This is a genomic window from Sulfurospirillum sp. hDNRA2, assembly GCF_024206095.2.
GTDB lineage: Bacteria > Campylobacterota > Campylobacteria > Campylobacterales > Sulfurospirillaceae > Sulfurospirillum.
In genome coordinates this window covers 1,675,396-1,689,697 of the sequence record NZ_CP159800.1, presented here as the reverse complement: position 1 = coordinate 1,689,697, position 14,302 = coordinate 1,675,396, and the positions used below count along the sequence as shown (strand labels likewise).

Genomic DNA, 14,302 nt, shown 5'->3' with positions numbered 1-14,302 from the left:
TGAGAGCTATTCTAGCTAAGAGTTGCTAAAACAAGCGACAACACGTTACAATAAACCTATGGAACTCTTTACCTTACGCAATTTCATCATCATTTTAGCTCTGATCGTCGGCATTGAGGTATACCGTTCTTCCCACGATCGAAATACGATGAGCCTCTCGTTGCCGCTCAATACGAAAATAGTTGCTTTTGGAGATAGTCTAACCCAAGGATACGGCGTTTTGCCTGAGCAAAGTTACCCTGCCGTACTTGCCGAGCTTTTACATGTGGATGTCGTGAACGAAGGCGTCTCGGGCGAAATGAGCGCGCAAGGCTTGGCGCGACTCTCTAGCGTTTTGGATCGCACGCAACCCGATATTTTGGTCTTGTGCCACGGTGGAAACGACCTCTTGCGTCAAAGCGACGTGCGCCAAACCAAAGCCAACATAAGTGCGATGGTAAAGTTGGCGCAAGATAGGGGTATTTACGTGCTTTTGGTCGGTGTTGCTACGTTGGATATTTTGCGCTTTAGCGTCCCTTCGTTTTATTACGACATTGCAAAAGAACGTTCATTGGTGATCGAAGACGAAAGTTTAAAGGCGATTCAGGAAAACGAAACGCTTCGCGGCGATGCAGTTCATCCCAATGCCCAAGGCTATGCGCTGATGGCGGAGAAAATCGCTTTTTTATTGAGCGAGCATTACATCCCTTCCTTGCGCCCATGAAAGCTTACATGTGGCTTTTATGCCTTGCCTCAATACTCTATGCCGGCAATGCGCATATTACGCTCAGCGACGAGGAGCAACGCTATATCTTATCGCACCGCGATATTAAAGTATGCACCAATCCTTCTTTAATGCCGTTTGAGGTTTTAACTCCGGAAGGAAACCACGAGGGTATCGGAGCCGATCTTTTGAGTCTGGTCGCCGGACGCGTAGGACTGAACGTTAAAATCATACAAACGTATACGTGGGAAGATAGCCTCGAAAAGGCCAAAGACGCTCAATGCGACATCGTCAGTTTGATCAGCCAAACACCCGAACTTGATACGTGGCTACTGTTTAGCGATCCGATTTTAGTCGATAAAAACGTCTTGATTACGACCGATACGCACAGTTTTATCGGCGATCTTAAATCCATTCCGAGCGGTACTCTAGCACTGCCCAGAGGGTCGCCGCTATTTGCGAAAATCGAAAAAGAATTTCCACATGTAACGCTTTTTACGGTCGCCAGTGAGAGCGACGCTTTGGTGTTGGTCGCCAATAAACAAGTCGATATGACGATCAAGCCCTTTGCGCTGGTGGCGTATCAGATTAAGCAACAAGGATTTTTCAATCTCAAAATCGGAGGGCACGTCGAGGGCATCGATACGATTTTTCGTATCGGCATCACGGGGAACAATACGATCTTGCGCGATATTCTTAATAAGGGTATTCAAAGCGTTTCGTTACGTGAAAAAGAGACGATCGTCAATCGTTATATTCCTTCCATCGTTCAACAACCCCTGCGTAAAGAAGTGTGGTACTTTTTCGGAACGATCGGGTTGATCGTGAGTATGATTTTGTTATGGAACTACATGTTACGTAAAGAGGTTAAAAAAGCGATTGCGCAAAACGTCGAAAACCAAAAATTGATGATGCAACAATCGAAAAAAGCGGAACTCGGAGAGATGATCGGCAATATTTCGCATCAATGGCGAGAGCCGCTTTCAAGCCTTAGCGGCGTCAATTTAATGTTGATCGGTTTGATAGAACACGACAAAGAGATTCAAAAAGAGTTTTTGTATACCCAACTCAAAAAGGTTGAGCAAACGCTCGATTTTATGTCGCAAACGATGCAGAATTTTTTAGAGTTTTACAAACCCTCGACGCTGCTACAACACTTTAACGTGTACGAATCGATCGAACAAACACTTTCTTTAATCGAAACGCATTTGCTTGAGGGCAACATTACGGTGAACATTCAAGGCGACGAGACGAAAGTGCTTTACGGCATCAAAAACGAATACATGCAAATTTGGCTCAATATCTTAAACAATGCGATTCATGCGTTTAAACGCTCCAACGTGGACGATAGGCGAATTCGCGTGATGATTTTAGACGAAGAAGTGCGCATTTGCGATAACGCGCGAGGACGTATCGATGACAAAGAACTGAACAAAGGCGTCGGGCTTCCGATGTGCAGGCGTATTTTAGAAAAGTACCGCCAAAAACTTCTCTTTCAGAATACTCAAGATGGCGTTTGCATTCAAATCGTACTTTCAAATACCTAAACGGTAGCCGCTTTCGGCGACGGTATGGATAAACTGTTTGCCGATTTTTTTGCGTAGTCGCATGATGAAATTGGCAATCGCCCCCTCGCTCACCTCTTCATAATCCCAAACCGAAGCTAGTAGCATATCTTTGGTTACGATTTGGTGTGCGTTTTCGATGAGAAGAGAAAGAAAAAGCGTCTCTTTTTTGCTCAGCTCGATCAGTTCCCCGCTTTTAGGGTGAAGGGTTTGATTTTGTCGGTCAAATACGTCGCCGTTTTTAAGCACGATCGTTTCGTTTTTGAAAAAAGCTCCGGCGCACTTTTCCAAAGAGGCGACGAAGTCTTTGTAGGTAATCGGTTTTAAAAGATAGGCGGTGAGGTTGAGCGGAATCGCACGAAATAAAAACTCTTCGTTTTTGTTGCCGCTTAAGACGATGATCGGAATAGTTGTTTCGATTTTTCTCACTTCCTCGATAAAATTTAACCCGTTTTCGTTGTTGAGTTTGATGTCGCAAATGATCAAATCGACCCTTTGCGATGCAAAAGTTTCGCGTGCGCTTTGAAGGTCTTTACAGTGGTAAATCGTTTGAACGAAAAGGGCTAAAAGCGTCATAAAATTTTGTGCGAAATCATCGTTGTCTTCGACAAATAAAACGTTTTTTGTTTTTAAAAGCTCCACGCATTTCGTCCTTTTTTTTACGTGAATTATAGCGTTGCATTGGTAATAACTTCCTGATGACGCTAGCGAAAATGACGAGGGGATTTGGCGTCATTTTATCATAGAAATCACGCATAAATCACAAAATTTTTTACATACGATGAGATTAATGAGATGCTTACGTACTACAATGAGCAGGAAAGTAAAGTGCATGATGCTAAAAAAGATTTTTTTGTTGCGAAACGTATCAAAAAAATCGACGGCTTTACTTAAAGATTACCAAACGCTACACAAACTTACCTAAGGGAGGTACATTATGACAGCTAGCAGTTCCGGCGCGACCGGAAAGATTGCTTGGTTTTTCGTTGCGATACTCGGTGCTATTGCGTTAGGCTATATCGCGCTTAATCGCGGCGAGACGATTAATGCCATGTGGATATTAACCGCCGCCGTGTGTGTTTATTTGATCGGCTATCGCTATTACAGCCTTTACATTGCCGATAAAGTCTTAAAAGCCGACGGCACGCGCATGACACCCGCTTTTCGTCATAACGACGGATTGGACTACGTTCCGACCAATAAAGTGATTTTGTTCGGACACCATTTCGCGGCAATCGCGGGTGCAGGTCCTTTGGTCGGTCCGGTTTTAGCGGCGCAATTAGGGTATTTACCCGGAATGCTTTGGCTTTTAGCCGGCGTTATTTTAGCTGGGGCGGTTCAAGACTATATCGTACTTTTCGTATCGACAAGACGCGATGCGCGTTCTTTGGGCGAACTCATTAAAATGGAGATGGGAACGGTTCCGGGCATTATCGCTTTGATTGCGTGCTTTATGATTATGATCATAATCTTGGCCGTATTGGCGATGGTCGTCGTTAAAGCTTTAACGCACAGTCCTTGGGGTACGTTTACAGTTGCCTTTACGATTCCTTTAGCGATCTTTATGGGTATTTACCTACGTTTTATTCGCCCCGGTCGTATTTTGGAAATTTCGCTCGTGGGTTTCGTGGGATTGATCGCGGGTATTATGCTCGGCGGACAAGTTGCGGCAAGCCCGACTTGGGCACCTTATTTCGATCTTAGCGGCGTTGCGTTGACATGGTCGTTGATCGCTTACGGTTTTATCGCGGCAGTTCTTCCCGTATGGTTGCTTTTGGCACCTCGCGATTACCTTTCCACTTTCTTAAAAATCGGAGCAATCGTCGGTCTTGCGATCGGTATCGTTTTATTGATGCCCGATATGAAAATGCCGGCAATGACTAAGTACGCTTTTGGCGATCACGGTCCGGTTTGGACGGGTAGTTTATTTCCGTTCTTGTTTATCACGATTGCGTGCGGCGCGGTATCGGGTTTTCACGCATTGATCTCTTCGGGTACGACGCCTAAAATGTTGGCGAACGAGAAAGAGGCGCGTTTGATCGGTTACGGCGGTATGTTAATGGAATCTTTCGTCGGTATGATGGCGTTGATCTCTGCTTCGATTATCGATCCGGGCGTTTACTTTGCGATGAACTCTCCTTTGGCGGCACTCAATCCAAGCGGTTTAGCCGATGTTGCGGCGGCGGCAAGTGCTACGGTTAGCAATTGGGGCTTTGTCGTCACTCCCGACGTTCTAACGAACATCGCGGCAGACGTAGGTGAAAAAAGCATCGTATCGCGTGCGGGCGGCGCACCGACTTTGGCGGTGGGTATGGCTCAAATCATTCACGGAGCGCTCGGCGGTTTAGGCTCGATGTCGTTTTGGTATCACTTTGCGATTTTATTTGAAGCGCTTTTCATTTTAACGTCCGTCGATGCGGGTACGCGTGCGGCTCGTTTTATGTTGCAAGATCTTTTAGGCTTGATCAATCCGACGCTTAAACGTACCGATTCGTTGTTTGCCAATCTTTTGGCGACGGCTCTTGTAGTTATGGCATGGGGTTATTTCCTTTACGTGGGCGTCGTCGATCCTTTGGGCGGTATCAATACCTTGTGGCCGCTTTTCGGTATTACCAATCAAATGTTGGCGGGAATTGCCTTGATGTTATGTACGGTTGTTCTTTTCAAAAAGAAAGAGCAAATGTACGCATGGGTTACCATCGTTCCTTCCACATGGCTTGTCATTTGTACGATGAGTGCGGGTTGGTACAAAGCGTTTAGTAGCGATCCTGCGATCGGTTTTTTCGCAAAAGCGAACCAACTCTCGTCTTTGCTTGCAAGCGGTAATTTTAAACCCAATGCGGTTTTCAAATCGCAAGAAGCGGTTGAACGCGTTATCTTTAACAATCAAATCGACGGATTTTTGATCGTATTTTTTATGATCGTCGTCGTCGTGATGATTTTCTTTACGGTTCAAGCATGCCTTAAGGCACTTAAATCCGATAAAGATACGGCGGTTGAAGTTCCTTATGCACCTTTGCCTGCCAACGCGGAAGATATTTTACGCGGCGCAGTGCATTAAGCAAGCGCATAACTCAAGAGGGCTTTTGCCTTCTTGAGGCTTTTTTTAAGGAGAACCGATGTTTGAAAATCTTGCAAAAGCCGGAAAATATCTCGGACAAGCCGCGCGTCTGATGGTCGGCGTGCCCGATTACGATACGTACGTTCAGCATATGCGCGTAACGCATCCCGAGCAAACACCTATGACCTATGAAGAATTTTACAAAGAACGCGTCGAAGCGCGCTACGGCGGCAAAAACGGTACAACGCGTTGTTGCTAAGGAGAGAATAGATGCTTTTAGACGTGACGATTTTAACGGGATTTTTAGGTTCGGGTAAAACCACGCTGATTAATTACTTATTGGAGCAATCCAAAAACGAGCGTATTGCCATTATCGAAAACGAGTTCGGTGCGGTAGGCGTCGACGGAGCGTTGTTAAAAAGCAGTCCCGACGTCGAGGTCGTGGAACTAAGCAACGGATGCGTCTGTTGTTCGATTCGCGGCGAATTGACCGAAGCGTTAAAAGGGATATTGGATAAAATGGATCAAGGACTCTTTCAAGCCGATCGTTTAATCTTAGAAACGACGGGCTTGGCGGACCCTGCACCGATTATTCAGACATTTTTCGTAGACGAGACGATTCGTGAACGTATTCGTTTGGATGCGGTCATTACGCTTGTCGATGCGATTCATTGTCTCAAACAGCTTGACGAACATCGCGTATGTGCTTCGCAAATCGGTTTTGCCGATCGCATTATCTTAACCAAAGCCGATTGTGTCGACGAGGCTCAAAAACAGAGCGTTTTGGAACGTTTGGCGTCTATCAATTCAAAAGCGGAGATTTTCGAGGCTTACCGAGGCGTTTTACCTAAAGAGGTTTGGATCGGTATCGGCGCGTTTGAGTTAAGCGATGCGCTTAAAATCAACCAAGGCGTTTACGAAGTCAAAGACGCTCAAAACATTCGTTTCAAATCGTTTAGCGCCTCCAAACCGACACGCTCGTTTAACGACGACATCGAGTCGTACGTGTTTCGTGCCGAGAAGCTCGACTTGACGCGTATCGGTGCGTTTATGGAAGCTTTGATCGAAGAATGGGGCAATGACATGTTACGGTATAAAGGCGTTTTGGCGATTCAAGACGAACCCAAGCGTTTAATCGTCCAAGGCGTACACAAAGTCGTCGGTTTTGACTACGGCTCGGAATGGGGCGAGGAAGAGGCGACTTCGCTTTTGGTCGTTATCGGGCGTAAAATTCCTTATGACCGTTTAGCGGAAAAATTTCAAGCGTGCGGCGCGTAGCGTAGCGCCGAAATCTCGTAAGCGTTTAGCGACTTTCCTTCACGCGTGCGATCAGCGCTTGAAGGTACTGCTCCGCTAAAGTTTGCATCTCTTCTCCCGAGAGGCTCAACGCGGAGTCTTTGGTCGGAATATTGTGCCATAAGACGGCAAACTGCGTACAGGTTTTAAACAGCTCTTCGGGACTCATTTTTACCAAAATAGCAACGACTTCTTGAGGCAGGTTTTTAGGGTCGAGTTGATGCAATGCCCTAATACCGGCTAAAAATTTTTCTAAAACAGGGTGCACGCGTGTTCCTTTTTTTGTGTGCAATTATGCCACATTTCGCTAAGAAGCATCTAAAAAGAGCCTACATGTAAGAGCCTTTTGCTTCTCTTCACGTTACAATCATCTTAGTGCAAAATGGATTTAAGACGACGAACGAACGATTTTGACATGTAAAGGCGTGAAGATGAGTATGTACGATTTGGAAGCGTTTTTACGCTCGATCTATCCGTTTGGGCTTTTAAGCAAAAAAGAGATGTCCAGCGTCATCGCTTCGGTGAACATCGCTTACTACAAAAAAGAGACGCTTTTGCTCTCGCCCTCGCTCAATGCCGAATTTTTATACGTCGTTATCAAAGGCGAAGTCGGCGAATACCAAGAAGAGGAGCTGGTCAAAGTTTACGGCAAGTCCAGCTCGTTCGATGCGGACGCCTTGATCTACGGCAAAAGCGAGAGTCATTTTAAGGTTTTGGAAGAGCTGATTTGCTACGAGCTGAAAAAAGAGGATTTTTTAGCGCTTTTGGACAGCAACGCCGCGTTTAAAGCCTATTACATTCAAGGTCTTGCCAACAAAATACAATCCGCTAAGCAAAAAGAGTATACGACCGAGCTCTCCGGTTTTATGATGGCGCGCGTGCACGATAGCTACCTACACGAACCCACCGTCGTCGAAACGGAGTGCGCGATTATGAATGCTTTACGCCAAATGGAAGCCAAAAAAAGCAGTTGCATCGTCGTGCGAAGTACGCAAGGGTACGGCATCGTGACCGATAGCGTCATCAGACGGCACGTGCTTTTTGAAGGGTATGACAAAGAAGCAAGCATCGGACCGATTGCGCTTTTTCCGATGATTACGATTGAGGCGGACGATTATCTCTTTAACGCGCTTTTAATGTTTACCAAACATTCGATTAAACGGCTCGTCGTGACTAAAAACGGCGAGATCGTCGGGATTTTGGAGCAGTTGGATTTACTGAGCTATTTTGCCAATCACAGCTATTTGGTTGCGGTACAAATCCGCAAGGCGACAACTTTTGAAGAGCTGAAACAAGCGAGTTTGGACGTGACGAGTATTGTCAAAAAACTTCACGCTAAAGGTACGAAAGTCGATTATATCGCCAAATTGATTTCGGAAATTCATGAAAAAATCTACGAAAAGCTCTACCATATGATCGTTCCGGAAGCTTTGGCGCAGAAGGCGTGTTTGATCGTGATGGGAAGCGAAGGTCGAAAAGAGCAGATGCTCAAAACCGATCAAGACAACGCACTCATCATTGCCGAAAAAGAGGATGCGGAAGCATTTGTGCCTTACATGCAGCGGTTTAACGAAGTTTTGATCGATTTTGGATTTCCTAAATGCGAGGGAAATATCATGGTTTCCAATCCGTATTGGCGTAAATCTTTAGGCGAATACGAAAAAGAGATCGTGCGGTGGCTTGACGCGCCGAATATGGAAGACGTCATGAATATGGCGATTTTCGTCGACAGTATCGCCGTTGCGGGTGAGCGTCGTTTGCTGGCGCACGTGAAACGCAAACTCTATGAAGGCGTTGAAGGACAAAGCCCGCTTTTAGCCAATTTTGCCAAGCCGGCGGTAGCGTTTGAAACGCCTATCGGTATCTTCGCGCATCTAATTGCCGAAGACAACCGCATCGACGTCAAAAAAGGAGGTATTTTCCCGATCGTTCACGGGGTTCGCAGTTTGGCGTTGGAGTACAAAATCGAAGCGACCGATACCGTGACGCGCATTAAAAAACTTGCCAAAGAAGAGGTTTTCGACGCCAATTTTGCCTCAACCCTCATCGAAGCTTTGGATACTTTTTTAAGCTTGCGTTTGAAAGAGCGTTTGGAGCGAGGCGATGATGCGCCTTCTGACAATTTGATTCGCATTGAAAAGCTCAATCAACTCGAACTCGAACTTTTAAAAGACAGTTTCAAGATCGTCAATACCTTTAAAAAGTTTTTGACGCACCATTTTAAATTGTCGTTGGTGAGTTAACATGTGGGAAAAATGGCTGCGTTATCGTAACGCTCAAAAGCTCAAAGACGAGCGGTATCGGTTTTTGTTCGACGCGCCCCCTTTGGACGAAGTCGTGGTCTTCGATACCGAAACGACGGGGCTTAACCCTAAAAAAGACGAGATTCTCTCCATCGGTGCGGTCATCGTCAAAGAGAATAAAATTTTAACATCGCAAAAGTTTGAGCTTTTCGTCAAACCCAGCCGTGAGATTAACGAGACGAGCATCAAGATTCACCAAATTCGCAACATTGACCTCCAAAACGGGTGTGACCCCACCGTGGCGATAGAGCAGTTTCTACACTTTATCGGCGCTCGCCCGCTGGTGGGGTATTACCTCGAATTTGATATGAAGATGATCCACAAATACATTAAACCGTGGCTAGGTATCACCTTACCTAACCCCCAAACCGAAGTTTCTGGACTCTACCACGACAAAAAGATCAAGCTCATTCCCGATGGCGTCATCGACCTACGGTTTGACGTGATGATGAACGATCTAGGACTCCCCATCTTCGGAAAACACGACGCACTCAATGATGCGGTGATGACGGCGATGATGTATATAAAGCTTCGGAATATTGAGAGGGTGTAAGGAAGAAATACCATCTTTAATGACGATTTTTCATTCTTACGAGTTCTATCGCTTCTTTTCCGCTTAGAACTTCAATCGAAACTTCAACGATACAAACTGCTTTGAAATCTTTTTCTATCGCATGATTACGGTGTTCTTCCGTTTGAGAAGAGGAATATTTCATCGTTAAGAGTTCCAAAGCGGTGCGTATTTCAGGAGCAGTGTTCAAAATGCGTGCTTTACCAAAAGCAATGACACTACGAAAATAACTTGTGTACTCTTCTGGAACAATCAGGTCTTGGTCAATCACGCAAAATGAGACCTTTTGGTTAGCCAAAATGGCATCTATTTTATGCCCTGTTTTAGCACTGTGAAAAAAGAGTTTATGTTCACTATACGTATAATTAAGCGGTATCGTGTAAGGATAACCATCATCACCCAATACGGCTAAAACACCCGATGTACCACGTTCTAAAATGGCAACACATTCGCTAGAAGATAAAATTTGTTTTGTACGACGCATGGATCGAAACATAAGAGGACTCCTGAGTAAATAAGATAAACACGCCAAGAGGTTAAAACCTCCCGGGCTTTTATCCCTCCGTGAACCTCTACTCAAGAGGCGATAGCTCTTGGACCAGACGCATTACTGCCGGAACCCTAGCCATCATTTTAGTATGGTAGCAATGAGGTTTTAACCTCAAGAACATGTTTTCTATGGAAAAAATTATAACCAAAATATTTAGGATTTGTATTAAATAAAAGTCACATTGGAAATAGCTTTACATGTAAAACCATCGCAAGGAGAAAATTCCCCTTGCGGTTGATCTTTATCGAAACGCTTTGACCGCTTCGACCATGTTTTTAAGCGCGGCTTTGGTCTCTTCCCAGCCTCTGGTTTTGAGCCCGCAATCGGGGTTGATCCAGAGTTGTTCTTTGGGGAAAACTTCGAGTACCGCTTTGATTTGCGTTGTGATCTCTTCAACGCTTGGAACGCGAGGCGAGTGGATGTCGTACACGCCCGGTCCGATTTGTGCCCTATAGCCTACGTTTTGAAAGACTTTGAGAAGCGTATTGCCGCTGCGTGCCGTTTCGATGGTAATGACGTCCGCATCGAGACGCTCGATGGTGTGAATGATGTCGTTAAAGTCGCTGTAACACATATGCGTATGGATTTGCGTTTGATCCCATGCGCTGGAAACGCTCGCTTTAAAACTCTCGACCGCCCAATCTTCATACGCTTTGATCTTCTCTGAACGCAGCGGATAGCCCTCTTTAAACGCCGCTTCGTCGACTTGAATGATGCGAATATCGCTTCGTTGTAGATCGTCGATCTCATCGCTAATTGCACGTGCGACTTCGTAGGCGACGTCGCTTTTGGGGATGTCGTTACGCACGAACGACCAGTTGAGAATCGTCACGGGACCCGTGAGCATACCTTTGAGCGGTTTATCGCTTAGGCTTTGCGCATACGTGATCCATGAAAGCGTCATCGGCGCTTTTCGTTTAACGTTTCCGTAAAGCAAAGGAGGTTTAACGCAACGGCTACCGTAACTTTGCACCCAACCGTGTGTACTAAAGGCAAAACCCTCTAACAATTCGCCGAAGTATTCGACCATATCGTTGCGTTCAAACTCGCCGTGTACCAAAACGTCGAGTCCTAGCTCTTCTTGAAGTCGCACGCACGCCTCAATGGCTTTTTGAAGTTCGCTTTCATAGGCTTCTTGAGAGAGTTCTCCTTTCTTGAAGGAAGCACGCAAAGATCGAATCTCTTGGGTTTGCGGAAACGAGCCGATCGTCGTCGTGGGCAAAAGAGGGAGACCTAATTGCTTCTCTTGTACGATACGGCGTTGCGCGTACGCGGAGCGTTTCGGGAAGAAAGGGCGTTGGGTGGTTTGAGGCGTTTGAGCGTCTGGGGTATCGTTTTTGACGAAAACGCCGACGTCGAAATGCGCGCGTAACGACTCTAATTCCGTGAGTTTTTCGATGGCAAAGCTAAGTTTTTCTTTGACTTCAAGCGGCAGTTTCGTTTCGCTTTGAAGCGAATAGGGTACATGTAAAAGTGAGCAGGAGGTGGAGAGGATGATCTGCTCTTTGGGAAGGTATTGGCTGATGCGTTTTAAGAGCTCAAGCGAAGCATTCAGGTCGTTTTTCCAAACGTTGCGCCCGTCGATAAGCCCTGCAATAAGATATTTGTCGCCGAAATGTGAAAGCACTTCAAGGTTTTCTTTGCCGTAAACAAAATCCAGACCGATCGCCCAAATCGGCGTTGTGACCAAGACGTCAACCGCTTCTTTGGCATGATCGAAGTAGGTCACGACGCTGATTTTGAGCGACGGGGAGACCTTACCTAAGCGATCGTATGCCCGTTTGAGTAGACTAAGATAACGAGGCTCTAAGGTTTTGACGAAAATCGGTTCATCGCATTGGATCAGAAGCGTCGCATCAAGCGTGCTTAAGAAGGAAAAGAGCTCTTCATACGCCTCTAAAAGCGCGTCAAATAAACCAAAAGCGTCGGTAGCGTCTTGCATACGGGAGAGGGCTAGAAACGTGATCGGTCCGATCAGATTGATCTTAGGCGATAATCCTAAGGCTTTCGCTTCGGCATATTCTTCTTCGATTTTACGCGTATCGAGTTTAAATCGCGTCTTCGTTTCGAGTTCGGGAACGATGTAATGGTAATTGGTGTTAAACCATTTGGTCATCTCCATCGCTTGATGCGTCGCGTCGCCGCGTGCCATAGCAAAATAACGCTGGATCGGATCTTCGATGTCTAAAAAGCGTTTGGGGATTGCACCCAAAAGAACGCTCGTGTCAAGCATGAGGTCGTAATAGCTAAAATCGTTGCATGCGATAAAGTCGATCGCACAATTTTTTTGCACACGCCAGTGTTTGGCGCGAAGGGATTTTGCGAGTGTTTTCACTTCGCTAAAGGGTATTTTGCGTGCCCAAAATGCCTCTAGGGCAAATTTGAGTTCTCGGTTTTCTCCGATGCGAGGAAAACCCGTAACGTACGTTTGTGACATGGATGTATTTCCTTTTTACGATTCAAGTATAAAGCCGTCAACGATCACGGCACAGAAGGCGAAAATGTGATGGTGTAAAAAGAAAAGAGGGAGGATGAACACCGGTACGGCGGAAGCTAAAATAGCGGCAATTACAGTTGCATTGACGTCGTTTTCGAGCACGCTTGATGGCAGAGTGTGCTCGTGAAGCAAAAAGTCGACTGCATTGGCAACGTCTTGGACGGTAGGATGAGATGAGGAGTAACAGATCAGGGCTTAAGGGCGGCGGATCGTCTTCGTTTGTTTCGTGCTCGTCCGTGTCGCTCAAAAGACGGGCGGTATAGCGTAAGCGTACGTGTCGGCGTTTGGTTTTTTGCTCAATAGCGGATGCTTGAATGGAAGAGAGCGTAAAATAGCCTTTTTTGCCAAAGCCTAACGGTAGTTTCACCTAGAGTCCTTCAATACGATGGCGTATTATAGCACAACGCTTAACATGTAAAAACTATTTACCAATCTTGGGTAAAATAAAACGATTATCTTTGAAGGAGTGACGTGATGGAAACGGTCAAAACCGTCGTATTATTGACGTTAATGAGCTTAGTGTTCGTATGGGTCGGCGGTATGATGGGAGGAACGCAAGGTATGTTGATAGCACTCGTGTTGGCGGGTGCTATGAACTTCGTGAGCTATTTTTATTCCGATACCTTGGTGCTGCGTCATTACAATGCCGTCGAAGTTTCGCGCGCACAAGCCGGCGGTCTGTATGCTATCGTCGAGCGATTGGCACGAAAAGCCGCTCTGCCGATGCCCAAAGTGTACATCATTCCCGAATCCGTCCCCAATGCGTTTGCGACGGGTCGTAACCCTCAAAATGCCGCCGTTGCGGTTACGGAAGGACTTTTAGAGCTTTTAGACGATGAAGAAGTGGAAGCGGTTTTGGCACACGAACTTAGCCACGTTCGCCACTACGATATTCTGATCGGTACGATTGCGGCGACGATCGCCGGAGCGATCGGAATGATCGCCAATATGATGCAATTTGGCGCGATGTTTGGAGTCGGCGATAGGGAAAATCGACCCAATCCTATCGTGATGATCGTCTTAGCGATTATCCTCCCTTTGGCGGCAGCGGTCATCCAAATGGCGATTAGCCGCAACCGTGAATATATGGCGGATGAAGGTGCGGCGCGTATAACGCGACATCCCGAATGGCTTCAAAGTGCTCTTGCAAAACTCTCCGGTTACAATGCGCGAAGTACGATGCACGATGCGACGCCGGAGAGCGCTCATATGTTTATCGTGAATCCTTTTTCGGGTAAAAATATCTCGTTTGCATCTCTTTTTTCGACACACCCAAGTACGGAAGATCGAATCGCAAGGTTGGAAGAGTTAAAATTAGAGTTACGTTAATCTTACATGTAAAGGCAAGCAGATGAAAAAAGCTTTAAATGAAATCCCCAGCACGCCGCTTCAATCAGGCGAAGGAGCGAGTATGCAGATGCTCATCTCCCCCGAAGTCGCACCCCATTTTGCGATGCGAAAGTTCGTGATCAAAAAAGGCGGACATATGCCCTATCATACCAACGAAGTCGAGCACGAACAGTACGTTTTAAAAGGTAAAGCGCAAGTGCGCTTGGGCGAAGAGCTTTTCATCGCCGAAAAGGACGACGTGTTGTTTATTCCCGCGGGCGTGGCGCATTCGTACGACGTAATCGGCGAAGAAGATTACGAATTTTTATGCTTGGTTCCTAATCTTGAAGACAAAATCGAGATGGTCAAACGCAAAAAAGGCGGCTGTCACCAAGAGTGTTAGCAAGCCCTTCAACAAGGGCTTTAT

Annotated in this window: 14 protein-coding genes and 1 riboswitch; of the genes, 9 read left to right on the top strand and 5 right to left on the bottom strand. The window is 46.2% G+C overall.

The window, feature by feature from the left end:
* Positions 1 to 58 precede the first annotated feature (58 nt).
* The gene (locus tag NL930_RS08515; RefSeq protein WP_254376368.1) at positions 59 to 703 is read left to right on the top strand and encodes a GDSL-type esterase/lipase family protein; all 645 of its coding nucleotides are present in this window, start codon (positions 59 to 61) and stop codon (positions 701 to 703) included.
* An 8-nt stretch (positions 704 to 711) separates the two neighbouring features.
* The gene (locus NL930_RS08510; RefSeq protein WP_254376367.1) at positions 712 to 2,250 is read left to right on the top strand and encodes a transporter substrate-binding domain-containing protein; all 1,539 of its coding nucleotides are present in this window, start codon (positions 712 to 714) and stop codon (positions 2,248 to 2,250) included.
* Here the strand turns inward: NL930_RS08510 and NL930_RS08505 are convergent.
* Positions 2,239 to 2,910 (bottom strand): response regulator, encoded by a 672-nt coding sequence (locus NL930_RS08505; protein ID WP_254376366.1) that lies wholly within the window; start codon positions 2,908 to 2,910, stop codon positions 2,239 to 2,241. The genes NL930_RS08510 and NL930_RS08505 overlap by 12 nt on opposite strands.
* 295 nt (positions 2,911 to 3,205) lie before the next feature.
* Between NL930_RS08505 and cstA the strand changes: the two genes are divergently transcribed.
* From cstA to NL930_RS08490, 3 genes are read left to right on the top strand one after another with little or no spacing between them, the layout of a single operon-like run.
* Positions 3,206 to 5,329, top strand: a complete 2,124-nt coding sequence (gene cstA, locus NL930_RS08500) for a pyruvate/proton symporter CstA (protein ID WP_254376365.1) — start codon at positions 3,206 to 3,208, stop codon at positions 5,327 to 5,329.
* Between the two features lie 58 nt (positions 5,330 to 5,387).
* Positions 5,388 to 5,588: a YbdD/YjiX family protein gene (locus tag NL930_RS08495; RefSeq protein WP_254376364.1), complete on the top strand. Its 201-nt coding sequence runs from the start codon at positions 5,388 to 5,390 to the stop codon at positions 5,586 to 5,588.
* Positions 5,589 to 5,599: 11 nt separating this feature from the next.
* Positions 5,600 to 6,607, top strand: a complete 1,008-nt coding sequence (locus NL930_RS08490; RefSeq protein WP_254376363.1) for a GTP-binding protein — start codon at positions 5,600 to 5,602, stop codon at positions 6,605 to 6,607.
* A gap of 25 nt (positions 6,608 to 6,632) precedes the next feature.
* Here NL930_RS08490 and NL930_RS08485 read toward each other — a convergent pair whose 3' ends face one another.
* The gene (locus tag NL930_RS08485; protein ID WP_039674969.1) at positions 6,633 to 6,893 is read right to left on the bottom strand and encodes a hypothetical protein; all 261 of its coding nucleotides are present in this window, start codon (positions 6,891 to 6,893) and stop codon (positions 6,633 to 6,635) included.
* A 163-nt stretch (positions 6,894 to 7,056) separates the two neighbouring features.
* Here NL930_RS08485 and NL930_RS08480 point away from each other — a divergent pair, with 163 nt between their 5' ends.
* Both NL930_RS08480 and NL930_RS08475 read left to right on the top strand, forming a co-directional pair.
* A complete protein-coding gene (locus tag NL930_RS08480; RefSeq protein ID WP_254376362.1) occupies positions 7,057 to 8,868 on the top strand; it encodes a DUF294 nucleotidyltransferase-like domain-containing protein in 1,812 nt (603 codons plus the stop codon).
* Position 8,869: 1 nt separating this feature from the next.
* Complete coding sequence (locus tag NL930_RS08475; RefSeq protein WP_254376361.1) at positions 8,870 to 9,481, top strand: 3'-5' exonuclease; 612 nt, start codon at positions 8,870 to 8,872, stop codon at positions 9,479 to 9,481.
* A gap of 16 nt (positions 9,482 to 9,497) precedes the next feature.
* Here NL930_RS08475 and NL930_RS08470 read toward each other — a convergent pair whose 3' ends face one another.
* The 3 genes from NL930_RS08470 to NL930_RS08460 form a co-directional block, all read right to left on the bottom strand.
* Positions 9,498 to 9,995, bottom strand: coding sequence for a pyridoxamine 5'-phosphate oxidase family protein (locus NL930_RS08470; protein ID WP_254376360.1), 498 nt, complete (start codon positions 9,993 to 9,995; stop codon positions 9,498 to 9,500).
* 45 nt (positions 9,996 to 10,040) lie between these two features.
* A riboswitch (guanidine-I (ykkC/yxkD leader) is annotated at positions 10,041 to 10,135 on the bottom strand.
* Between the two features lie 155 nt (positions 10,136 to 10,290).
* Complete coding sequence (gene metE / locus NL930_RS08465) at positions 10,291 to 12,486, bottom strand: 5-methyltetrahydropteroyltriglutamate--homocysteine S-methyltransferase (protein ID WP_254376359.1); 2,196 nt, start codon at positions 12,484 to 12,486, stop codon at positions 10,291 to 10,293.
* Positions 12,487 to 12,523: 37 nt separating this feature from the next.
* Positions 12,524 to 12,913, bottom strand: a complete 390-nt coding sequence (locus NL930_RS08460; protein WP_254376358.1) for a hypothetical protein — start codon at positions 12,911 to 12,913, stop codon at positions 12,524 to 12,526.
* 107 nt (positions 12,914 to 13,020) lie between these two features.
* Here NL930_RS08460 and htpX point away from each other — a divergent pair, with 107 nt between their 5' ends.
* Positions 13,021 to 13,875, top strand: a complete 855-nt coding sequence (gene htpX, locus NL930_RS08455) for a zinc metalloprotease HtpX (protein ID WP_254376357.1) — start codon at positions 13,021 to 13,023, stop codon at positions 13,873 to 13,875.
* A gap of 22 nt (positions 13,876 to 13,897) precedes the next feature.
* Complete coding sequence (locus tag NL930_RS08450) at positions 13,898 to 14,278, top strand: cupin domain-containing protein (protein ID WP_041962565.1); 381 nt, start codon at positions 13,898 to 13,900, stop codon at positions 14,276 to 14,278.
* Positions 14,279 to 14,302: the final 24 nt, after the last annotated feature.